This is a genomic window from Paenibacillus sp. LT-B23 (assembly GCF_059417685.1).
Genome location: NZ_JBSQBM010000001.1, coordinates 43,941 through 65,842 on the forward strand (window position 1 = coordinate 43,941; position 21,902 = coordinate 65,842).

The 21,902-nt window shown below is 47.7% G+C and carries 22 protein-coding genes and 1 other annotated feature; of the genes, 19 read left to right on the forward strand and 3 right to left on the reverse strand.

Annotated features, from left to right (window positions below; all coding sequences use genetic code 11):
* Positions 1-75 precede the first annotated feature (75 nt).
* Complete coding sequence (locus ACWXW9_RS00225; RefSeq protein WP_494927778.1) at positions 76-1,269, forward strand: amidohydrolase; 1,194 nt, start codon at positions 76-78, stop codon at positions 1,267-1,269.
* 106 nt (positions 1,270-1,375) lie between these two features.
* On the forward strand, positions 1,376-1,867 hold the full coding sequence (gene ytfJ / locus ACWXW9_RS00230) for a GerW family sporulation protein (RefSeq protein ID WP_494927779.1): 492 nt from the start codon (positions 1,376-1,378) through the stop codon (positions 1,865-1,867).
* A gap of 98 nt (positions 1,868-1,965) precedes the next feature.
* On the opposite strand, the gene tgl is transcribed toward ytfJ, so the two are convergent.
* On the reverse strand, positions 1,966-2,682 hold the full coding sequence (tgl, locus tag ACWXW9_RS00235; RefSeq protein WP_494927780.1) for a spore coat transglutaminase TGL: 717 nt from the start codon (positions 2,680-2,682) through the stop codon (positions 1,966-1,968).
* Between the two features lie 208 nt (positions 2,683-2,890).
* Here tgl and ACWXW9_RS00240 point away from each other — a divergent pair, with 208 nt between their 5' ends.
* From ACWXW9_RS00240 to ACWXW9_RS00265, 6 genes are all read left to right on the forward strand, one after another.
* Complete coding sequence (locus ACWXW9_RS00240) at positions 2,891-4,153, forward strand: D-alanyl-D-alanine carboxypeptidase family protein (RefSeq protein WP_494927781.1); 1,263 nt, start codon at positions 2,891-2,893, stop codon at positions 4,151-4,153.
* Between the two features lie 40 nt (positions 4,154-4,193).
* Positions 4,194-4,946, forward strand: coding sequence for a nucleoside recognition domain-containing protein (locus tag ACWXW9_RS00245; RefSeq protein WP_494927782.1), 753 nt, complete (start codon positions 4,194-4,196; stop codon positions 4,944-4,946).
* Positions 4,947-4,953: 7 nt separating this feature from the next.
* A complete protein-coding gene (locus ACWXW9_RS00250; protein ID WP_494927783.1) occupies positions 4,954-5,484 on the forward strand; it encodes a spore maturation protein in 531 nt (176 codons plus the stop codon).
* Positions 5,485-5,562: 78 nt separating this feature from the next.
* A complete protein-coding gene (locus ACWXW9_RS00255; protein WP_025685819.1) occupies positions 5,563-6,321 on the forward strand; it encodes a pseudouridine synthase in 759 nt (252 codons plus the stop codon).
* A gap of 110 nt (positions 6,322-6,431) precedes the next feature.
* Positions 6,432-7,148, forward strand: coding sequence for a response regulator transcription factor (locus tag ACWXW9_RS00260; protein ID WP_025685818.1), 717 nt, complete (start codon positions 6,432-6,434; stop codon positions 7,146-7,148).
* A 1-nt stretch (position 7,149) separates the two neighbouring features.
* On the forward strand, positions 7,150-8,604 hold the full coding sequence (locus ACWXW9_RS00265; protein ID WP_494927784.1) for an ATP-binding protein: 1,455 nt from the start codon (positions 7,150-7,152) through the stop codon (positions 8,602-8,604).
* 228 nt (positions 8,605-8,832) lie between these two features.
* Here the strand turns inward: ACWXW9_RS00265 and serA are convergent, their stop codons facing one another.
* On the reverse strand, positions 8,833-10,425 hold the full coding sequence (gene serA / locus ACWXW9_RS00270) for a phosphoglycerate dehydrogenase (protein WP_494927785.1): 1,593 nt from the start codon (positions 10,423-10,425) through the stop codon (positions 8,833-8,835).
* 259 nt (positions 10,426-10,684) lie between these two features.
* Positions 10,685-10,936 (reverse strand) — a binding site (T-box leader).
* 185 nt (positions 10,937-11,121) lie between these two features.
* On the opposite strand from serA, the gene ACWXW9_RS00275 reads away from it, so the two are divergent.
* Positions 11,122-11,709: a type II CAAX endopeptidase family protein gene (locus ACWXW9_RS00275; RefSeq protein ID WP_149093578.1), complete on the forward strand. Its 588-nt coding sequence runs from the start codon at positions 11,122-11,124 to the stop codon at positions 11,707-11,709.
* A complete protein-coding gene (locus tag ACWXW9_RS00280; protein WP_494927786.1) occupies positions 11,706-12,041 on the forward strand; it encodes a hypothetical protein in 336 nt (111 codons plus the stop codon). The genes ACWXW9_RS00275 and ACWXW9_RS00280 overlap by 4 nt, the downstream gene beginning before the upstream one ends.
* A 128-nt stretch (positions 12,042-12,169) precedes the next feature.
* On the opposite strand, the gene ACWXW9_RS00285 is transcribed toward ACWXW9_RS00280, so the two are convergent.
* A complete protein-coding gene (locus tag ACWXW9_RS00285; RefSeq protein WP_494927787.1) occupies positions 12,170-13,102 on the reverse strand; it encodes a polysaccharide deacetylase family protein in 933 nt (310 codons plus the stop codon).
* Positions 13,103-13,195: 93 nt separating this feature from the next.
* Between ACWXW9_RS00285 and ACWXW9_RS00290 the strand changes: the two genes are divergently transcribed.
* From ACWXW9_RS00290 to der, 9 genes are all read left to right on the forward strand, one after another.
* Positions 13,196-13,573: a hypothetical protein gene (locus ACWXW9_RS00290; protein WP_494927788.1), complete on the forward strand. Its 378-nt coding sequence runs from the start codon at positions 13,196-13,198 to the stop codon at positions 13,571-13,573.
* Positions 13,574-13,770: 197 nt separating this feature from the next.
* The gene (locus ACWXW9_RS00295; protein ID WP_014282120.1) at positions 13,771-14,385 is read left to right on the forward strand and encodes a genetic competence negative regulator; all 615 of its coding nucleotides are present in this window, start codon (positions 13,771-13,773) and stop codon (positions 14,383-14,385) included.
* Positions 14,386-14,472: 87 nt separating this feature from the next.
* Positions 14,473-15,168 carry a glutamic-type intramembrane protease PrsW gene (gene prsW, locus ACWXW9_RS00300; protein ID WP_494927789.1) on the forward strand — a complete coding sequence of 232 codons (696 nt, stop codon included), beginning with the start codon at positions 14,473-14,475 and terminating at the stop codon, positions 15,166-15,168.
* 266 nt (positions 15,169-15,434) lie between these two features.
* Positions 15,435-16,817: a germination protein YpeB gene (gene ypeB, locus ACWXW9_RS00305; protein ID WP_494927790.1), complete on the forward strand. Its 1,383-nt coding sequence runs from the start codon at positions 15,435-15,437 to the stop codon at positions 16,815-16,817.
* A gap of 176 nt (positions 16,818-16,993) precedes the next feature.
* A complete protein-coding gene (locus ACWXW9_RS00310) occupies positions 16,994-17,650 on the forward strand; it encodes a flagellar brake protein (RefSeq protein ID WP_494927791.1) in 657 nt (218 codons plus the stop codon).
* Positions 17,651-17,782: 132 nt separating this feature from the next.
* Complete coding sequence (gene cmk, locus ACWXW9_RS00315; RefSeq protein WP_149093583.1) at positions 17,783-18,490, forward strand: (d)CMP kinase; 708 nt, start codon at positions 17,783-17,785, stop codon at positions 18,488-18,490.
* On the forward strand, positions 18,487-19,080 hold the full coding sequence (locus ACWXW9_RS00320) for a lysophospholipid acyltransferase family protein (RefSeq protein ID WP_494927792.1): 594 nt from the start codon (positions 18,487-18,489) through the stop codon (positions 19,078-19,080). The genes cmk and ACWXW9_RS00320 overlap by 4 nt, the downstream gene beginning before the upstream one ends.
* A 120-nt stretch (positions 19,081-19,200) precedes the next feature.
* Positions 19,201-20,427, forward strand: coding sequence for a 30S ribosomal protein S1 (gene rpsA / locus ACWXW9_RS00325; RefSeq protein WP_431088242.1), 1,227 nt, complete (start codon positions 19,201-19,203; stop codon positions 20,425-20,427).
* 144 nt (positions 20,428-20,571) lie between these two features.
* Positions 20,572-21,894 (forward strand): ribosome biogenesis GTPase Der, encoded by a 1,323-nt coding sequence (gene der / locus ACWXW9_RS00330; RefSeq protein WP_025682256.1) that lies wholly within the window; start codon positions 20,572-20,574, stop codon positions 21,892-21,894.
* The last annotated feature ends 8 nt before the right edge of the window (positions 21,895-21,902 follow it).

The following is a 21,902-nucleotide window of genomic DNA, read 5'->3' on the forward strand; positions in this document are numbered from 1 at the left end:
GCGTAAAGCCCTTGAGCTTGTCCTCTTGCTATGTAGAAATGAGAAATGAACAGTTGAAGGAGTGGAGAAACTAACATGGAACATGAAACATGGATTGCACAAGCAGAAGCCATAAAAGAACAGGTTGTGGAGTGGCGCAGACATTTTCATCGTCAACCGGAGCTTTCTTTTCAAGAGGTTCAAACGTCTGCATACATTGAAGAACAATTGAGAGGCTTTGGAAACCTGCAAATTTCACGTCCGACTCCAACAAGCGTCATGGCTCGACTTAAGGGTGAACAGCCTGGCAGAGTACTGGCACTGCGCGCTGATATTGATGCATTGCCCATTCATGAGGAGAATCAATTCGAATTCGCCTCTCAGACCGACAATGTGATGCATGCCTGCGGACATGATAGTCATGCGTCCATTTTGCTGGGCGTGGCGAAAATTCTTTCAGGGGAAAAACAGTCTATCCGTGGAGAGGTGCGCTTTATATTCCAGCATGCGGAAGAACAAGTACCAGGTGGGGCAGAGCAGTTGGTAGAAGCAGGTGTCATGGACAATGTAGATGCCATATTTGCCCTGCATCTGATTTCCTGGCTGGATACGGGAAAAATCGGGCTGCTGGCAGGCCCGGTTATGGCGGGTAACGATGCCTTTGATATAACGATTACGGGCTCTGGGGGACATGCGGCTTATCCTCATCAGGCCGTTGATGCGATTTCGGTAGCAGCACAGGTCATTGTCAATCTTCAGCATGTGGTGGCCCGCCATATTGATCCGCTGCGCCCTGCGGTTTTGTCGCTCACACAAATTCATGGTGGTTCCGGCTACAACTCATTTCCCGAGCAGGTGAAGCTTGGGGGTACGTTCCGCTCCTTCGATCAGTCAGAACGGAACCGTATGCCGGGATTGATTCATCAGATTATAGATGGGGTAACAACTGCCCATGGAGCAACCTGTGAGCTGCATTACCAGCCGGGGTATCGGCCACTGTATAATGACACGAAACTGGTGGAATTCGCGCGTGAAGCGGCTGTCGATTACTTTGGTGCTGATGTGCTGGAACAGATACAACCTACACTGGGAGCCGAAGATTTTTCTGCCTATTTGCAGAAGGCACCGGGAGCCTTTATTTACATCGGATCACGCAATGGGGCAAAAGAAAGTGACTTCCCGCATCACCATCCGCGATTTACTGTGGATGAGGACGCAATGGAAACGGGATTAAAGATGCTCCTGTTGTTGGTTGATCGGTGGCAGAACACACAGAATCCTCTTGACTAAGGGATTACGAATCGAATGACATGACGTACATATTTCCTTGAACCCCTGCGCACACTAGCGAAAGAAAAGGCAGTCTACGCTTGAACAAAGCAGAGGAGGAATAATCATGTCAGATCACCCGATTCAAGGGCTCATGCAAACCGCGATGGAGAACATCAAAGCCATGGTGGATGTGAATACGATTGTGGGAGACGCCGTGGAAACACCCGATGGTTCCGTTATTTTGCCAATCAGTAAGGTAGGATTTGGTTTCGCAGCTGGGGGAAGTGATTTTAACGTAGATGAAGAGGCGCTTCATACTTCCTCGGCGTCGGATAATCATAGCGGGAAGGAAGGACATCCTTTTGGTGGCGGTAGCGGTGGTGGTGTATCTATTCACCCGATTGCTTTTCTGGTTGTCGGCAAACAGGGGGCACAAATCGTTCCATTGGACAATCAAACGCATCTGATTGAGAAACTCATCGACTCCACACCATACCTGATTGATAAGGTTCAGTCTATCTTCCGGAATGCAGGCGGCGACTTGCATACTCCACCCCCACAGGTACCTGTAGATGTCACTACTGATCACAGTCACTCTGGCCCGGCTTATTTGTAACAGTAATTGAATAGGATTATTTGCACAGGAGGGTATTCCAAAGTCAGCTATTGGCTAAGGAACACCCTCTTTTTTTACATACACCCAGCCATAATAATTTATGCACGAATATACTGTCTTCCACCGATACTCGCATGTATACGAGGAGTGTGCACGTGTGAAGGGCTCGGCTCAAGTTCTTCTTCCCGGTTTCCCTCAGGGGCAAACTGTGACAGATAGACAAAATCGGGGTAGATCACTTCATTTGTCAAATAAGCAGAAGTGGTGGACCCCGGTCGCCGATGATGATTGAGGGAGTCGATGATGCCTTCCGCTGTGTGGATGCCAATCCCGTGACCATAAAACGAGTTTTCCTTTAGCTTGACAACGTTTTCTCCTTTCCACTCCGGCGTTTTGGGTGATACATCGGGATTGTTAAAATACAGGATATCACCAGGAACGGCCTTTTGAATCCCCTGCTCCTGTATGAGTCTGAGATCACTGTCATAGTGCCAATCATACAGCAGCATATCGGCAAAAATCCGGTTAAATTCACTTAACAGAATGGAATCCAGCACTCCTTTGTAGAGCACAATGACCATAGCTGTCGCACACTCAAAGGCATATTTATGCCCATTTACAAAAATATCCCTGATCCCCTGCGCTGGTGTAACACCTGCTTTAATCTGAAATCCGCCTTTCTCCGTCAACTCCCAAAATTGCGCGTTGCTGCGTGCGGTATCAAAGGTGGCAAAGGATACACCGCTTCGATTCAAGGCTTCCGCTGCCTCGACAATTCGGCTTCTTAAGATCGTTTCAAACTGTTGCCGTTGCATGTAGTACCTCCATTCATTCATCATGTTTAGTAACTATTATATATATGTAAGCAGGAGTGCAAGTTGCCTAGTTTACTCCAAAAAGTATGCGGAAGAGAGGGACGATACACCATATCCCTAGAGGGATTTTCTGCTATAAAGGTGGACATACTTTGAACAGCTTGGACATAGAATGGTACAAGACTTGTTCAAAACCGGAGGAATCCAAATGTTTAAAAGAATGCCAAAAATCCACGCGGGTAGCATCCGATTTTTTTCAAAGACACACACATTTGTGTTGCCGCTGGCACTGCTGCTCGTCCTGACATTGCCGCTCACATTGCTGAATCCTCAGCCTGCTCGGGGAGCAGTGAAGAAGGAGGAAGTTCCACCAGCTTTGACTACACATGCTCAGGCTTCCTCTCTTATTGATGTCACATCAGGAAGAATCATATATTCCGCCGAGGGTGACCGGGAGCTACGCATCGCCAGTCTAACCAAAATCATGACCGCGATCGTAGCCATTGAACATGGGCGCTTGCAGGATCGGGTAAAGGTGAGTCCGACGGCTTATGCCAAAGAGGGTTCCTCGCTTTTTCTCCAAAAGGGTGAACAAATGACACTGGAAAATATGTTGTACGGCTTAATGCTTCGTTCCGGTAACGATGCGGCTTCCGCCATTGCGGAGCATGTGGGAGGGACGGAAGAAGGATTTGTTCATTTGATGAATGAGAAGGCGGTTCAGCTTGGACTAAGCCATTCTCACTTTGCTAATCCGCACGGACTGGATGCCGAGGGACACTATTCCTCTGCCAATGATATGGCCCGGCTTACCGCTTATGCACTGCATAATCCAACCTTTGCTCGCATTGTGAAAACGGAGTTGAAAAAAGCACCCAATCCGAATGAATCTTGGGATTATTCATGGCATAACAAGAACAAGATGCTGAGGCTCTATGAGGGAGCTGATGGTGTGAAAACGGGTTTTACGAAAAAAGCGTTTCGCTGTCTGGTCAGCTCAGCCACACGGGACGGTCGCCAGCTTGCCGCTGTTACCTTGAATGACGGAGATGATTGGAATGACCATGCCCGCATGCTCGACTACGGTTTCCGATACTACCCGCTCATTCCGATTACGGACAATCAACAGCCGATTGATGGTTACCCGCTGCTTACAGGCGCAAGCTTTGCCTATCCTTTGCATGATGGGGAGAAGGTGCAGCTGCACAAAAGACTGGTCCTGTATAAAAAGTCCAAGTCTAACAGAGCTGACGTATCCTTCGGTTTGCGGGGACGTGTCGAGTTCCTGCTAGAGGGTAAGCTTATTGGCTCCGTTCCTGTGTATGAAAAAGGCAGTAAGCTGCCCGCTCGGAGCACAGTACAGCCACAACAGGAAATTACGACGGCACAAGCTCCTGCAAGCCGTGGCAACCAAGAGCGCACCTGGGCGAGCGGATGGAGCGATATTTTAAGAAAACTGTTCAGAGCATAGGGATTGCGTCACATTCATCGGTGAAAGGGAGGGATCGGTCTTGATTCATCTCATATGGGTGGCCCTGATTTGTATTGGATTTGTGTTTGCCGCCGCACAGGGAAATATTGAAGTGGTGACCAAAGCGGCATTTGACGGGGCGGCTACGGGTGTCACGGTATGCTTTGGACTGATTAGTGTGCTTGTGTTCTGGATGGGCATGATGAAGCTGGCGGAAGATGGGGGGCTTTTGCAGAAAATATCCAAACTGCTTGCCCCGCTAGTTGCTTTTCTGTTTCCTGATGTCCCGCGTAATCATCCGGCTATGGGGTATATCTTGTCCAATATGAGCGCTAATCTGCTCGGCTTGGGAAATGCAGCGACCCCGATGGGCATCAAGGCGATGCAAGAGCTGCAATCGCTCAATCCCGACAAGCAGACCGCTACGCCCGCTATGTGTACGCTGCTCGCGTTGAACACGGCCAGTATTACGCTTATTCCGACCACACTGATTGCGATTCGTCTCAATTATCATTCCGCCAATCCGACCGAAATCGTCGGAACGACGCTGGTGGCGACTGCGATAGCCACCTTTGCCGCGATTGCGGCGGATCGCTGGTACCGTAGCCGGGAGTTGCGTCGCCCTCCAGCCAGTCCACCGTCCACATCATCATTGCCGCCGCAGAAAACACAGGCACCACAAGCTACGCCAGCATCTGCGTCCTCTCCGGCTACGCCGCCCGTTTCTTCACCTGCCGTTCCTAGATCAGGAATGACGGCTGCCAAGGGCAGAAACACCACTTGGAAAGGATGAGGGAGGCATGCTTTATTTCATTAATCTCGTATCGACTTGGGCCATTCCGGTTATTCTTGCCTTTATTCCTTTATATGCATATGCCAAAAAGGTACCAGTCTACGATTCCTTTGTGGATGGAGCCAAAGACGGCTTCTCCACGGCCATCAGCATCATTCCTCATCTCGTAGGCATGATGGTGGCTATCAGCATTTTTCGGGCGTCCGGCGCTCTGGATTACTTGATATCCTGGGTAACGCCCTGGATCAAAAGCTGGGGCGTACCCGGTGAGGTACTGCCATTAGGACTGTTGCGCCCGTTGACGGGCACCGGCTCGCTTGCGTTTACAACGGATCTGATCCGCACGTATGGCCCGGATTCCATGATCGGTCGTATTGCCTCCACGATTCAGGGCAGTACGGACACGACACTCTATGTGCTGACTGTATATTTTGGCGCGGTAGGTATCCAAAATGGACGGTACGCCTTGAAGGTGGGACTGTTTTCAGACGTAGTCGGTTTTGTGGCAGCGATTGCGATTTGCCTGCTTGTATTTTGATTCCTGCATTGATTTGTGAACGGGGCTTGTGATTTTGTTCATGGATGGGTATCATTAGCATGAGGTGAATTAGCGAACATGGAAAGATTGCAGAAAATATTGGCTCAGGCTGGCGTAGCTTCCCGACGTAAATGTGAGGAGCTTATTCAGGCGGGCAGCGTGGAAGTAAACGGGGTTACCGTAACAGAGCTGGGAACGAAGGCAGACCCTGATCAGGATATAATTACGGTAAAGGGCAGACCGATCAAAACCGAGAAAAAAATCTACTTAATGATGAACAAGCCTAAAGGCGTAATTACGAGCGCTTCCGATCCGGAAGGCCGTAAAATTGTGTCCGACTATCTGAAAGGCGTTAAGGAACGCGTCTATCCGGTAGGTCGTCTTGATTACGATACTGAAGGGCTGTTGTTGCTCACCAATGACGGCGAGTTCGCCAATCTGCTCACTCATCCGAAGCATCATGTGCCCAAGACGTACGTGGCGACAGTCAAAGGCGTTCCACACGGAACCGAGTTGGACAAGCTGAAAAAAGGAATCGTGCTAGAGGACGGTATTACCGCACCTGCTGAAGTGGAATACAAGGATGTGGACCCGAACGGCAAGGAGTCTGTGATCCAGATTACCATTTATGAAGGCAGAAACCGTCAGGTCAGACGGATGTTTGAGGCCATTTCCCATCCGGTTATCAAGCTTAAGCGGATTGCTTTCGGCGATCTTCTGCTGCAAAACCTGAAGCGCGGTCTGACGAGACCTCTTACTAAGGACGAAATCAACCGTCTCATTCAACTTGCACAGTCAGACAACACGAAAAAGAAACGGACAGGACGGGGGTCATAACCCCGGCCTTTTTGGTGTAAAGAGAGCTGAATGAACAGAGTAAGGTTTGACCGGACACGGGAAAATAGTAAAATAGAGAGAATGCTTTTTTTAGCGAAGGGGCTGGGAATATGTCAGAACATAGCAACCGCATATTAATTGTAGATGATGAAGAACGCATTCGCCGCCTTCTGCGGATGTACCTGGAAAAAGAAGGATACGAAATTGATGAAGCTGAGGATGGCGAAATTGCGCTCCAGAAAGCGACTGCAAGCGATTACAGTATTATTCTACTCGATGTGATGTTACCGGGCATGGATGGAATTGAAGTTTGCACACGTCTGCGTCAGACCAAAGCTACACCTGTAATTATGCTGACCGCCAAAGGCGAGGAAGTAAACCGCGTACAGGGCTTTGAAGTCGGAGCCGATGATTATGTGGTCAAGCCCTTTAGCCCGCGTGAGGTGATTTATCGGGTGAAGGCGATTTTGCGCCGTTCGTCGGAAACTGCTTTTTTGACCAAGGAGACGGTGCCGAGCAACAGCATTGTTTTTCCGAATCTTATTATTGAGCATGATGCGCACCGCGTAAGTGCAGGCGGGATTGAAATCAGTCTCACACCTAAAGAGTACGAGCTGCTGCATTATTTGGCTGTGTCGCCGGATAAGGTGTTTTCGCGCGAAGAACTGCTGAAAGACGTATGGAATTATGAATTTTTTGGTGATCTACGAACGGTGGATACGCATGTCAAACGGCTTCGTGAAAAGCTGAACAAAGTATCGCCGGAGGCAGCCGCTATGATTACGACGGTTTGGGGCGTGGGCTACAAGCTGGAGGTTCCAAAATAACGTGAGCTTCTGGAGATCGCTGGTAGGCAAGCTGTGGATCACCATCATTTGTTTGGTAGGCTGTGTGCTTATTTTTCTGGGACTTTTTTTGTTGCCTTACATCAACAGGAATTTCGCCGCATATGAATCGACGGAAATCAAGCATTTGTTCACCTATACATGCATTGTCGGCTTTTTACTGACGACTTTTTTTGCTCTGTTTCTTTTTACTAAAATCACGCAGCCTATGCAGCTGTTGATTCAGGCGGCGAATGCGATCCGTGAGGGAAGATATGATACACGGCTTTCGCTGGTAACGAGTGACGAGATTGGCGAACTGGCGAAAACTTTTAATCATATGTCTACGGAGCTGGAGGCGACGATCCGCAGTCTGAATGAGGAGAAGAATCATCTGTCCAGCGTGCTGAGAAGCATGTCTGATGCTGTTATGACCTTCGACAGAAGCGGACAAATCATTTTGACGAATCCGCCTGCGCAAAGTCTACTGGATAGATGGAAAAAGCTGGAGTGGCAAGAGCGCGACCAGGAGGAATTCGGAGTGTCTGTACCCGGGCCATTGCTGCCGTTATTCCATACCGTTATGGACAGGGGAGAGGACGGCGGAGACTATATTCATGTAAAACAGGGCTCCTGGTCGGTGCAGATGGCACCGTTGTACACAGATAATGTAATTCGTGGCGCTGTGGCTGTGCTCAGAGACATCACGGAGGAAGTCAAGCTGGAGAAGATGCGGAGCGATTTTGTGGCCAATGTATCCCATGAAATCCGTACACCGCTTTCCATGATGCAGGGCTACAGCGAGGCCTTGCTCGATGGAATGGCTGGCTCACCGGAAGAATCCGAGGAACTGGTACGCGTCATCCATGATGAATCGTTGCGTATGGGAAGGCTGGTCAAGGATCTGCTTGATCTGGCCCGAATGGAGGCAGGTCATACAGACATGCATCGTCAGGAAGTGGATGTGAATGAGCTGATCGAGCGTGTTCATCGTAAATTTACGGTGCGCTCAAAGGAACAGGGGCTGACGCTCGATTATCATGAGCAAGGCCAGCATCTACTGCTGCCTGAAGCAGATGAAGACCGATTGGAACAGGTACTGACCAATTTGCTGGATAATGCGTTCAGGCATACGCCCGGTGGAAAAAGTGTTACCATTAGTGCCGATCGGATTTTGGGGAAACGGCATGAGCTGATCCGCATTCGGATTAAGGATGAAGGTGTGGGCATTGCCAGCGAGGATCTGCCTTATATTTTTGACCGCTTTTACAAGGCGGACAAGGCCAGAGTGCGGGGAGTGGACAAAGGAACCGGTCTGGGGCTTGCGATTGTCAAAAATATTGTGGAGGCTCACGGAGGCTCTGTCACTGCAGCCAGCGTATTGGGAGAAGGGACGGAGTTCACTATTTTGCTGCCGATCTCCAAAAAACAAAGTCGGGCTCTGCAACAGGGCTTATAAGCCAACAGCAGAATATACCCCGGTTCGCAGGCATCCTCGGAAGAGGGTGCTTTTTGTTGAAAAATCAACATTTATCTTGTTCAACGTGGAACATTCAGCTTCTCAGAACAGGTAGGTCTGATGCTGGTCACGGATATGCGTCGTGGATATATAAAAAAAGACGCCCGGTTCGCCGGGCGCCTCTCCGATTAGGCAAAGCATGTTAACATTATTCGCACTGCTGATAGCTTAATCGAGTACCACTTCTTGAGCGGTATTCAGTTCCGGCAAGCCAACCAGTTGGATCAGCACGTCTTTAGGAACGGCTTTATCAACAGTCAGAATCATGATGGCTTCACCACCGACAATTTTACGTCCTACCTGCATGGAGGCGATATTCACGCCGTTCTCCCCGAGCAGAGTGCCGACACGGCCAATAATGCCGGGTTTGTCATTGTGGGAGATGAGCAGAAAATGCGCTTCTGGTGCCACGTCCACCGGGAACTGGTTCAATCGGACGATACGTTCGCCATAGCCTGCGAGCAGGGTACCCGCTACACGTTGCTCCTCGCCGCTTTGCGTTTTGAGCGTGACGGTAATCAGGTTGGTAAAGCCCTTGGTAGCCGGAGCCTGAGACACGACAAGATGGATGTCACGTGTTTTGGCAAGGTGGACCGAGTTTACAATGTTAACATCGCTACCTAGATGGCGACTGAGCACACCTTTCAAAATATAACGTGTCAGCGGTTGTGTATCTACAGAAGACAGATCACCTGCGTAATCCACCTGGATTTCACGTACAGCCTGATTTGTCACTTGAGCGGCAAAGCTGCCCAGTTTCTCGCCAAGCGAGAAATACGGCTGCAATTGCGTCATCACGTTGGATGGCACCGGAGGCATGTTGACCGCATTTTTGAACGGCTCATCACGCAAAATGTGCAGCACCTGCTCGGATACGTCGATCGCTACATTTTCCTGAGCCTCTACTGTGGATGCACCCAGATGCGGTGTAACGATAATTTTCGGATGGCTCAGGAAAGGGTGATCCTGTGCTGGCGGCTCCGATTCGAATACGTCAAAGGCTGCGCCAGCAACGATGCCTTCATCAATGGCTTCAACGAGAGCCATTTCATCGACAACGCCGCCGCGGGCACAGTTGATGATACGCATCCCTTTTTTCATCACTTCAAACTGCGGACGGGCAATCATATGCTTCGTTTCCGGTGTTAACGGTGTGTGTACCGTCATGAAATCTGCGTTGCGGATAATTTCGTCCACACTTGCCAGCTTGATGCCTAGCTTCTCAGCGCGCTCTTCCGTCAGAAACGGATCATAGCCGAGAATGCTCATGCCGAAGGCTTTGGCACGTTTGGCTACCTCGCTGCCGATGCGTCCCATACCGAGTACACCAAGCGTCTTGTTACGCAGCTCAACACCGAGAAACGTTTTACGATCCCATGTACCGCCGATGGTTTTAGCATACGCCTGTGGAATATGACGCGCTAGAGCCATCATCATGGCAAAAGTATGCTCACACGTCGTAATCGTGTTGCCGTCAGGGGCGTTAATGACGATAATTCCGCGTTGTGTTGCTGCTTCCAGGTCGATGTTATCCACTCCGACACCGGCACGTCCGACAACCTTGAGGTTCTTACCTGCTGTCATGATACGTTCGGTTACACGGGTTTGGCTACGAACGAGCAGTGCGTCATAGTCACCAATAATTTGAACCAATTTGTCCTCGCTGAGACCTGTGTTCTTGTCCACCGTGACATCGTCTGCATCCATCAGTTGCTGGATGCCCAGGTCACTGATCGGATCGGATACTAACACTTTAAACATTTTGGTTTCCTCCTCAAAGTTAACTTCTTTTATGGACAGGATGTACTTTGAAATACATTCCATAAAGAACGTGAAAAAACTTGAAATGCTTCTGAAAAAAACAGAAGATCGCGGACAGCGCTAACGTGATAACGCATTGACGCAGAAAAGGGATGAAATAGCATTATGCACCAAACTGACAGTTAAAAAGGTCATATGCAGAACCGCTTGGCGGTTTCCGGGCATCAAAAAAACTCCCGAATCACATACTATCTCCATAGTAAGGGACGAGAGTTTATCGTGGTACCACCCTAATTCGCAGCCGTTTCGCAACGGACTGCCTTCAGCGGTCATAAATATGACCGAAAGGATAACGGTTTTCTGCCGATTGCATCTAATGCCGGGATATCATCCCAAGGCTTCGGTGCAATAACTCAGGAGCGCTGAAAGTAGTTACTTCGCCACCGGCTTCCACCCAAGCACCGGCTCTCTGAGGACGAAATCAATACCTTTTCTCCATCATTGTTGTTGTCGCTAATAATTTTTTCATAATGTATCATGGCTTACATGGACATGTCAATAGGACATGTGACATGTGTGGACACCGGGCTAGATACATAGCTATAGAATGCGGAATAATAAGATTTAAGCCTTCTTGAATCCGTCCGACTTTTTGGCTATGATGCTTAAGAAGACTATGCAGAGGACTAACTAACTATGAAAAAGCTTAAAGTGAAATGGAAAAGAGCGCAAATTCATGAATTGAATGACCGCTTGCTGCTTTACAATTTGTATCTAACCCAGGGGCTGACCCTGTTGGTCGGCGCCATCTGGATTATTTTTCAGAAAAGAAATGTGCTTGAGCTATTTGTGTGGCCAAACAGTTTGCATGTTTTATGGTGGGGACTGGGACTGGCAGCGGCTATGCTGCTGGTGGACCTGCTTCTGTCGCGGGTGATGCCCGAGGATGCTATGGATGACGGGGGCATTAACCAGATGCTGTTTCAAAACCGCCCGATCTGGCATATTGTATGTATAGCAGCCATCGTTTCAATCTGTGAAGAACTATTGTTCAGAGGGGCGATTCAGTACAGCTTTGGACCTTACTGGACAAGTATCTTGTTTGCGGTCATTCATATCCGGTATTTGCGGCATTGGATTCCGACAGGCTGGGTTTTTCTGAGCAGTTACGGTTTGGGCTACATATACGTGCAGACCGGTAGCCTGTGGGCGCCGATCATTTGTCATTTTGTGATAGACCTCATATCCGGTTTGGCGCTACGTTTTCGGAGGTATGAAGCATGAATCAGGAACTTAGCAGAGTGCAGACTTACGGCAGCCGCCGAAATGGACGCAAGAGCAAGGAAGAAAACAGTCCAAAACCGGTTCGCTCCCGTGCTTCACGGCCCGTACCGGAATTAGTTCAAGTTGCTGCTGCACCGGAAGTTGCTGTGACTGTGGAGGATGATGCTCCTGTCAGCGAGTACCGGACACGGGCAGAAATGTTTCCGTCCCGCCGTATCCGGGTGAGCAAGTGGTTTTTGAATTTTTTGAGTACACTTTTTGTGCTCATTACAGCAGCATTGCTGTGGTGGGGCATCAAAGGGGCACCTTCCATTAGTGAAATGTTCTGGTAATGATAAGCCTGTGTCATCGCTTGTACTTACGCCAAAAGAGCCTCCTTACCCGCTTGTGCCTTGCGGGAAATGGAGGCTCTTTTGCAATCGTTCAGGATCGAAAATAGAAGTACGAACACAAGGGCCTGTTAGCTGGCAGGGACCTCAATGCTTTGGGGATCGACAAATTGGTAACCTTTTTGCTCCAGACGAGTCAACAGACTATCCAACGCTTCTGCGGTCCAAGGTAGCTCATGCATCAAAATATTGCTGCCCGGATGTAATTGTTCCGTCACATTTTTGAGAAGTGCATCGGTTTTATTCGGCTGACTCTTTTTCATCGTCCAATCAAGCGAACCGACGGACCATGTCATGTACAAAAGTCCGTTTTCTTTGGCAACTTTGCGGCCGACATCCCCACCTGCGCCATGAGGAGGACGGAAGAACACTGGCGTTTGACCCGTTGTATCCTTAACAATTTTTTGCACCGATTCAATTTGTTTCTTCACTTCGGCCTCGGATTTGTTCTTTAGCACGATGTGATCCCAGCTATGGTTGCCGATGGGCTGCCCACGGTCATGAATGAGCTTGAGCAGCTCAGGGTGCTCCTTCACGCGGTAACCGTTTACGAAGAAAATGGCTTTCGCCTTGTGCTTGTCCAGTATGTCGATGATTTTGTTGATCATGACCGCTTCCTTGGGACCGTCGTCAAAGGTCAGCAAAACAACCTTTTTCTCAGCCCCTTGCTGGTTAGGGATCACGTTGTAAGCCTTGTCCAAATGGTACGTTTTGTTAACGTTAGCCGTAGCCGTTGAATTTGTAGCCTCGTTGCTGTCGGGGACGGTCTTGCCAGTTTGCGGCGATGTTTGGGCCGTTGAGTTGTTACCATGATGACTGCCTGCTTGCGCACTGCTGTTGGTTGGAGAAGAAGCTGCGCCCTGCCCTTTGTCTGTGTTGTCACTGGTTTCAGACGTTGCCGGGGTCTGGTTATTGCTTGTGGCTGCCGATTCCGGCTTGGCCGCAGTGCAAGCACTTAGCAGCAGACATGCGGTCAACAAAATGGCTGCTGTTTTTGTACCCATTAATTCATCTCACCTTCCTGTATTTATACCGTATGAGTTTGTCTCTGCTGACGAACACTATGCTTGATTCTACCACAAAGGGAGGTTCTAATTGTGAAAACATCTTCATTTTTCCTGGGAATCGTTTTGGGCGCAGTGGCGAGCGCTATGATCTCCCGAAACCGCAGCATGTTAGGCTTATCTATGGACATGGATGGAAAAAAAGGCGGTAATCTGGTTCAAAAAGCTCGCACCAAAATGATGGACGCGGCGTTCCCCGGAATGGGTGATATTACGCTTAACAAGCAAGACGCCCATAATGATCACGATCACCGTTCCACAACAGATAAGACAGCTCATAGCGCCCATACAGTCCAAAATAAAGAAGAAAATATGAAGCTGATTAAAGAGTTTATCAGCACCAGTCCCGATGTTAAGCGTGAGGTTGAGCAAATCCTGAAAGAAACTCATACAGCCGTACCGGGTTTGTAACCCGGAACCTCTATCTCGAATCATTTTGCGGCTTTTTTGTAAAAGCCGTTCAAATGATTCTTTTTTTTATCATTTTTATTTCGTGCATTTACGATTATAAAATGATAACATGATTACATAGAACCATTTTCATCACAGGCACCATAAATGCATCATAATCTGTTAATAACACTCGGCTGCCAGGAGGAGGGTCCAGTATGAAAATAGAAAGATTAAGCCAGGACAAGATACGGATTTTCCTTACCTTTGACGATTTGAGCGAACGCGGTATTCAAAAAGACGACATGTGGCAAGAAATTCCAAGAGTCCATGAGCTGTTCACCGAAATGATGGATCAGGCATATAGTGAGCTGGGCTTCGACGCCACGGGACCGTTAGCTGTCGAAGTATTTGCGCTTCCTGCTCAGGGCATGGTAGTTATCGTCACTCGGGGGAAATACGATCACCAGCAATATGGCTCGGGTCCCGATGATGAGCTTCCGGAGGAAGTCTACGAAATGGAAGTTACGCTGGAGCACAGCGATTCCATCGTCTACGCGTTTAGCGATTTCGAAGTACTCATAGAAGCGGCTCACATGCTCCGTAGCAACACCACGGATGCAGGTAAGCTGTATCATTATAGAGGAAAATGGATTCTGCATTTGGAGCCGGAAGAAGTAGAAGAGCCCAAGCTTGCGGCCTTGATCGCGGTTCTTGCTGAATTTGGGGAAGGCTCATCCGTAACACCGGCAATGCTGGAGGAGTATGGCAAGCTGGTCATTCCTGAACAGGCGATTGACGTCATCTGCACTCATTTTGACAGCCGCTCTTAATGGGGCTTAAAGAAAAGTAATATCGAAGTGACTTTGTCGGCTCTGCGGTGAATGCAGGGCCGACTCATTTTTATGGAGGGATGATCGGTGCTTCTGTTTTCTGTTTTAGCGGCAGCAACTGCGCCGGGTCTCGCCTTATTAATGTATTTTTACTTGAAGGACAGATATGAATCCGAGCCGCTGCACATGGTCATCAAAGTGTTTTTGCTCGGTTTTTTGGTGGTACTGCCTGTCATGATTTTTCAACGCGGGCTGCTGCTTTGGCTGGGGGATCACACGTTGATCCAGGTGTTCGGCATTTCGGCCGGAGTAGAAGAGTTTTTCAAATGGTTTTTGCTGTACCACATTATATATAATCACACCGAGTTCGATGAACCTTATGACGGTATATTGTATGCCGCCGCAATCTCGCTTGGGTTTGCAACCGTTGAAAATCTGCTGTACGCATGGGCGGGCCACGCTTCTGTTAGTATGATGCTGATGAGATCATTGCTTCCGGTATCTGGTCATGCAATGTTTGGAGTCATGATGGGCTATTACATGGGGAAGGCCAAGTTTTCCCAGGACTGGAAAAGCAAATATATGTTGTTTCTGTCATTGGTGCTTCCATGGTTCTGGCATGGAATATACGACCTGGTTCTGACGACAATTTCGCATGACTGGATCTGGTTTATCATTCCTCTGATGGTATTTCTCTGGTATGGAGGGATGGCGAAAATCAGTCGGGCCAACAACCGATCTCCATTTCGACTATTCAAACGGGAAGAAAAGGTTAATATGTAACAAATTGGGGCACACTGATCTGACAAACCTGTTAGAGAAAGAGGTGTCTTTTTTTTTGCGTATTAAAGTGAGGATATATTGTAAAAGGTGTGGTGAACGTTTCGTACTGAGAGGACGGATGGAGCAAGGGAGTGTTCAGACCGGATTTAAGCGCTGTATCTGCGATAACTGTGAGTTTATTATCGAAGTTATGGAAAACCATGCATAAGAGAGCATTCTTCTTGTCACACTATCGGTAGTGTACTTGAAGAAAGGAGACTCCCAATATGTATAGACGACTTAGTGCCGTAATGTTTCCGATTGTTGCCCTGATTATGATAGGAGCATTTGTGTGGGGTTATCGGGAAAGCCAGATGAGAAAAGAGGTATCTCTTCAGGCAAAAAGCATGTCGATTAAAGCGGAAAATCAATATCAGCGTGCGTTTCATGATTTGTCGTTTCGTATGGACCAGTTGCACTCCCAACTTGGTAACGCGGTTGCTGTCCATAATACTTCACACGCGATGCATCGCAAATGTTTGATGAACGTGTGGAGGATTACAAGTGAGGCACAAAATGATGTTAATCAGTTGCCTCTCAATGTAATGCCATTTAATCATGCTAAGGATTTGCTTTCGCATGTATCTGCATTTTCGTATCAGACTGCCGTACGTGATCTGGACCACGAGCCTTTGAATGAGAAAGAAATATCAAATCTAAAAGCGTTATATAACAATTCCAAAGAAATTTCGAAAAATATGCACGAAGTTCGGCAAAAAGTTATTAGCAAAAACTTGCGCTGGACGGATGTAGACGTGGCGCCAGGCTCACAAACGGGTCCAAAGGATAACACCATTATTGATGGCTTCCAAACTGTGGACAAAAAGGTGGAGAGCTACAAGGAGCTGGATTGGGGACCATCCGTGGCAAGCATCTATGATAAGCGCTCTGTGAAGAAGCTGAGTCTTCCTGCTGTAAGCGCGGAGCAAATTAAGCGGAATGCGGCAGAATTTACAGGGAAACCGGAAAGCCAAATCCGTGTCCATGAAAATGGTAAAGGAACGGAATGGGCATCTTATACAGCTACTCTGTATAACAAACAGAAGCCTGTAGCCACCATGGATTATACCAAAAAAGGCGGCAAGCTTATTTCTTACCATGATATGAGAACGGTTGGCCCGAAAAAATCAACTCGCAATGAGGCGGTCCGCTATGCGAGTGAATACCTCCAACGTAAGGGATATCCGGGGATGAAGCCTGTTTCTTATGATGAAAGTGGAAATTTAGCCAGTATCACATTCGCCACCCAAAAAGGGGATGTGATCATCTATCCAGAAAAAATCACAGTTAGATCCGGTCTCGATAACGGGCAAGTGATCGGTTTTCAATCGAGTGACTATGTGTACGAGCACAGCCATCTCCGCCGTATTCCGAAGGCCAAGCTGGATGTGAAGGCAGCACGTGCGAAGCTGAACCCTGAGTTTCGTGAAACTTATCACCGGAAAGCACTGATTGAAAATGAACTGTCCAAAGAGGTTCTGTGCTACGAATTTGGTGGAAAAATCAACGGTTCCATTTACCGTATTTACATTAACGCTGATACGGGGATGGAAGAAACAATTGAACAAGTTAAAGATTCGGACGAACCGGCTTCAGCAAGTCATGTTTAATTGCAAATAGGATAAATACGTAAAAATGAACCATTAGTCACGCTAAACCTCCTTTATGAAGGGGGTTTTTTGTGCTTTTGACATAGGTATAACAAATATAATGTTTAAAATGGGTACAAAGTCGTGGTATTATATACCTTATTACAGCTTTTAAATGGACAAGGATGGTGGGCGGTTTGTTTCCTAAAATTAATGATGTGCTATACATACAAGTGGCTGGTACCGATCATACGGACGAACATTTTGAATTTAAGTCGCGTATTGCGGAAGAGGAGTCTCAGAACTTTCTGATAGAAGTACCCATGTCTCAAACGAGCGGCCATCTGAAAAAACTGTTTTTGGGAGAAGAACTGTCGATATTTTTTATGAGCGAGGGCGGGATAAAAAACTATTTCAATACCCACGTTACCGGCTTTAAAGAGGATGTGCTCCGGATGGTCCGCATTCACAAGCCTGCCCCAGACAGCATCAGTAAAATTCAGCGTCGAAATTTTCTACGGGTTCAGGCCAACCTGGAAATAGCGGTGAAGTATGGATCAAACGAATCAAGGTTTGTAGCTGAGACGCATGATGTCGGCGGTGGAGGCGTTTCTTTTCAGACTCAAGGCCCGCATCATCTGGAAGAAGGTGAATCATTGTCCTGTTGGATTCTGGTCCCTTATAAAAATGGAACTCAGGAGCATGTCCCGTTCCAATCCGAAATTGTACGTATTCAGCAAATGGAAAACGGTCGCAAGCTGATCATGCTGAAATATGAGAAAATTGCTGATCAGGAGCGTCAAAAGCTCATCAAATATTGCTTTGAGCGTCAGTTGGAATTCCGGGGGAGATAGCAATCATCCGAAGGTTTTCTTTTTTTGTTAACCTGCCGTTCATTTTGCATCAACTCTGAATGTGTGGTATAATTTTCACGTCGCAGGCAATGCCTGCTTTTTTCTTGAGGTTAGGTTAGGAGGAATTACCCGTTGGCAAGGCAGCATGGATCTTCAAGTAATAAAATAAATGTAGCCATTGATGGACCTGCTGGTGCAGGGAAAAGTACGGTGGCCCGCTTGGTAGCGAAAGCACTTTCTTATGTTTATGTAGATACCGGAGCGATGTACCGAGCAGCAACGTGGTACATGATGTGCAAGGAAATTCCGGCGGAAAATGTACAAAAAGTGCTTCAATATGTGCCTGAGCTGGTGATTGAATTAGTACCGGACCCTACAGGCCAAAAGGTTTATTGTAACGGGGAAGATGTAACGACAGTGATTCGTTCGATGGAAGTGACAGGCAAGGTGTCACAGTATTCGAGTATTGCGGGGTTACGTTCGCGTTTGACTGAAAACCAGCGTGAAATGGCCGCACGTAAAGGTGTCGTTATGGATGGTCGCGATATTGGAACTACTGTGCTTCCTGATGCTGAAGTCAAGGTGTTTATGACCGCAAGTGTTCAGGAACGTGCCTCTCGCCGGTTTAAAGAACTGAGCGGAGCTGATGATATCACTCTGGAGCAGCTCGAACGTGACATTGCGGCGCGTGACAAGCTTGATGAGGAGAGGGAGGTATCCCCGCTTCGTTGCAGTGACGACGCTATCGTGCTGGATACGACCCATATGGGCATTCAGGATGTCGTCGATACCATTGTATCTTACTGCACCACGGCGAAGGATGGAGAGATCAGACAATGATATATACTGTATGCGTCCGTATTTTGCGTCTCATATACCGCTTTCTGTTCAGACTTGAGGCGGTAGGCAGGGAAAATGTTCCTGCTGAGGGCGGAGTACTGTTGTGTTCTAATCATATTAGTAATCTGGACCCTCCTACAGTTGGCATTTTGCTGGATCGAAAGGTTCACTTTATGGCGAAAGCCGAGCTATTTAATACTCCTGTACTTGGTCCGTTAATCGACAAGCTGGGAGCTTTTCCGGTCAAACGCGGTGGTGTGAGCAAGGAATCCATTAAGCTGGCTTTGACCATTTTGCGTGACGGCAAGGTTATGGGGATCTTTCCTGAAGGCTCCAGAGGAGCCGGGGGAATCGGTAAAAAGGGTGCTGCCAGCTTTGCGCTGCGTAGTGGAGCGGCTGCCGTTCCGGTCGCCATTGTTGGTGATTACAAGCTTTTCCGGAAAACGAAAGTGATATACGGCAAACCTGTTAATTTGGATGCTTACCAAAAAGGTGCCGTTATCGAAGGAGATCCGCTTGAGCTGGCAACAGAAGAGATTATGTCTCGTATTCGTACAATGCGAGAAACCGGCGAGCCTACGAATAACTGAAAGGCTTGCATGAATTGTGTCTAATCTCGGAAAACTAGAACAGAAGTTTAACAATGTTTTGAACTCTGCCATGCGCAGGTTTAAATAAATGGTTTTTTTTGAATTGAGGAGGGTATTGACATGTCGGAAGAAATTAAAAATCAAGAAGCTGCTGAAGCGGCAAATCAAGACGAGCTCGATCAAATCGTCTCCCTGAAAAAAGGTGACACCGTTAAAGGTACAATCGTGAAATTGGAAGATAACCAAGCGGTAGTAAGCATTGGATATAAATACGATGGAATTATTCCAATTCGCGAGTTGTCTTCTGGTTTGGACAACGCAGAAGAAGCAGTACAAGTAGGCCAAGAGGTTGAAGCTAGAATTATTAGCATCGACGATGGCAAAGAAAAACTTGTCCTGTCCAAACGCGCAATCGACAGTGAAAATGCTTGGGAAAAGCTGGAGCAACTGTTTGAAAGCAAAGAAGTATTTGAAGTGGTTGTTAATGATGTCGTTAAAGGCGGCATCGTTGTAGACGTGGGTCTGCGCGGATTTATCCCTGCATCCATGGTAGAACGCCATTTCGTTGAAGATTTCAGCGATTATAAAGGCCGCACATTGCGTGTTGTCGTAAAAGAGCTGGATCGTGAGAACAACAAAGTGATCCTTTCTCAAAAAGACGTTCTGGAAGCAGAATTCGAAGCCAACAAGCTTAAAGTAATGGCTGAGCTGAAAGAAGGACAAGAAATCGTGGGTACGGTTCAACGTCTCACTCAATTCGGTGCTTTCGTTGACGTAGGCGGCGTGGATGGTTTGGTTCACGTATCTGAAATTGCCTGGACTCATGTCGACAAACCTTCCGATGCGGTTTCTGAAGGAGAACAAGTAAAAGTGAAAGTCCTGAAAGTGGACCCTGAAAAAGGAAAAATCAGCCTGAGCATGAAAGCTGCACAGCCTGGTCCTTGGGAATCTGCTGCTGGACAATTTAACAATGGTGACGTTGTAACAGGCGTTGTTAAACGTCTGGTTAACTTCGGTGCATTCGTTGAAATCGCTCCTGGCGTGGAAGGTTTGGTTCATATCTCCCAAATTTCCCACAAACACATCGGAACTCCACAAGAAGTTCTGGAAGAAGGACAAGAAGTTAAAGTTAAAATTCTTGAAATGAGTCCTACTGAAAAACGTGTTAGCCTGAGCATTAAAGAAACTGAGGAAGCTCCAGAAGCTGCTCCAAGAGCAGAAAGAGCGCCACGTGCATCCCGCGCACCTCGTGAGGAACTGAACAATCCGAACGTTTCTTTGAATAATTCCGGTCTGAGCATTACGCTTGGCGAACGTTTTGGCGATAAACTTAACAAATTTAAATGAGTTTGAGTCAATACACTTTATAAGCATAACGTACACCATCGGCGGACCCAGAGGGTTCGCCGATTGTTGTTACGTGACAATATCGCTAACAGGCATGTTTTTTGCTATGATGATAGCGGAAGAATTGACAGGAGGAGTGAATTTATGGCAAGACCCGTTGTGGCTATTGTCGGTCGTCCGAATGTGGGTAAATCCACCATTTTTAATCGGATTATCGGGGATCGTTTATCCATAGTGGAAGATAAGCCTGGAATCACCCGTGACCGTATTTACGGTATATCGGAGTGGAACGGTAAATCCTTCAGTATTATTGATACTGGCGGCATTGAGATTGATGGAGAAGATGAAATCTTGAAATCCATCCGGATGCAAGCTGAACTGGCTATAGAAGAAGCAGATGTGATCGTATTTATGAGCGATGCGAAGGCAGGGATTACGCAATCTGATGAAGAGGTAGCCCAAATGCTGTATCGTTCGGGCAAACCTGTTATTGTGGCTGTAAACAAGGTGGACAATCTGGAACGTGCGGATCTGATTTATGAGTTTTATTCCTATGGATTCGGCGACCCCATTGCCATTTCCGGTAGCCACGGTATAGGTATTGGTGACCTGTTGGATGCGATCACGTCCAATTTGCCTGAGCTGGAAGAGGACATTTATGATGAAGATGTTATCCGTGTTGCCTTGATCGGCCGCCCGAACGTAGGTAAATCCTCGCTCGTTAACGCCATCCTGGGAGAGGAACGGGTTATTGTTAGTGACATTGCTGGTACAACGCGTGATGCAATTGATACGCCTTTTGAAAAAGACGGTCAGAAGTATGTACTGATCGATACGGCGGGTATGCGCAAACGTGGTAAAGTATATGAAACGACAGAAAAATATAGTGTGATGCGTGCAATGCGTGCTATTGAGCGTGCAGATGTCGTGCTGGTCGTTATTAACGGCGAGGAAGGCATTATTGAGCAGGATAAGCACATTGCCGGTTACGCTTATGAAGCGGGTAAAGCTTCGCTGTTTGTTGTGAACAAATGGGATGTCGTGGACAAGGACGACAAAACGATGCGCCAGTTTGAAACTAAAATTCGCGATCACTTTCTGTTCATGACCTATGCTCCGATTGTGTTCTTGTCTGCGAAAACAAAGCAGCGCTTGCAAAAGCTGCTCCCTGTTGTCCAGCATGTGGCGCAGCAGCATGTCTTGCGTATTCAGACGCATTTGCTGAACGATGTTATTTCCGATGCGGTTGCGATTAATCCTCCGCCAACTGACAAAGGACGCCGTCTGCGTATTAACTATGTGACTCAGGTTGCTGTTAAGCCGCCTACGATGGTTGTATTCGTCAATGATCCGGAAATGATGCACTTCTCTTACGAGCGTTATCTGGAGAACAAAATTCGCGCCGCCTTCAACTTTGAGGGAACTCCAATTCGTATCTTTACACGGCGCAAGTCTGACGAAAGTTAGGAGCGAAT

What these genes read in the sequence shown, in the direction of transcription:
- ACWXW9_RS00225 (WP_494927778.1), top strand. Translation starts at nt 76, where the DNA reads ATGGAACATGAAACATGGATTGCACAAGCAGAAGCCATAAAAGAACAG.
- ytfJ (WP_494927779.1), top strand. Translation starts at nt 1,376, where the DNA reads ATGTCAGATCACCCGATTCAAGGGCTCATGCAAACCGCGATGGAGAAC.
- tgl (WP_494927780.1), bottom strand. Translation starts at nt 2,682, where the DNA reads ATGCAACGGCAACAGTTTGAAACGATCTTAAGAAGCCGAATTGTCGAG.
- ACWXW9_RS00240 (WP_494927781.1), top strand. Translation starts at nt 2,891, where the DNA reads ATGTTTAAAAGAATGCCAAAAATCCACGCGGGTAGCATCCGATTTTTT.
- ACWXW9_RS00250 (WP_494927783.1), top strand. Translation starts at nt 4,954, where the DNA reads ATGCTTTATTTCATTAATCTCGTATCGACTTGGGCCATTCCGGTTATT.
- ACWXW9_RS00255 (WP_025685819.1), top strand. Translation starts at nt 5,563, where the DNA reads ATGGAAAGATTGCAGAAAATATTGGCTCAGGCTGGCGTAGCTTCCCGA.
- ACWXW9_RS00260 (WP_025685818.1), top strand. Translation starts at nt 6,432, where the DNA reads ATGTCAGAACATAGCAACCGCATATTAATTGTAGATGATGAAGAACGC.
- serA (WP_494927785.1), bottom strand. Translation starts at nt 10,425, where the DNA reads ATGTTTAAAGTGTTAGTATCCGATCCGATCAGTGACCTGGGCATCCAG.
- ACWXW9_RS00275 (WP_149093578.1), top strand. Translation starts at nt 11,122, where the DNA reads ATGAAAAAGCTTAAAGTGAAATGGAAAAGAGCGCAAATTCATGAATTG.
- ACWXW9_RS00280 (WP_494927786.1), top strand. Translation starts at nt 11,706, where the DNA reads ATGAATCAGGAACTTAGCAGAGTGCAGACTTACGGCAGCCGCCGAAAT.
- ACWXW9_RS00285 (WP_494927787.1), bottom strand. Translation starts at nt 13,102, where the DNA reads ATGGGTACAAAAACAGCAGCCATTTTGTTGACCGCATGTCTGCTGCTA.
- ACWXW9_RS00295 (WP_014282120.1), top strand. Translation starts at nt 13,771, where the DNA reads ATGAAAATAGAAAGATTAAGCCAGGACAAGATACGGATTTTCCTTACC.
- ypeB (WP_494927790.1), top strand. Translation starts at nt 15,435, where the DNA reads ATGTATAGACGACTTAGTGCCGTAATGTTTCCGATTGTTGCCCTGATT.
- ACWXW9_RS00320 (WP_494927792.1), top strand. Translation starts at nt 18,487, where the DNA reads ATGATATATACTGTATGCGTCCGTATTTTGCGTCTCATATACCGCTTT.
- rpsA (WP_431088242.1), top strand. Translation starts at nt 19,201, where the DNA reads ATGTCGGAAGAAATTAAAAATCAAGAAGCTGCTGAAGCGGCAAATCAA.
- der (WP_025682256.1), top strand. Translation starts at nt 20,572, where the DNA reads ATGGCAAGACCCGTTGTGGCTATTGTCGGTCGTCCGAATGTGGGTAAA.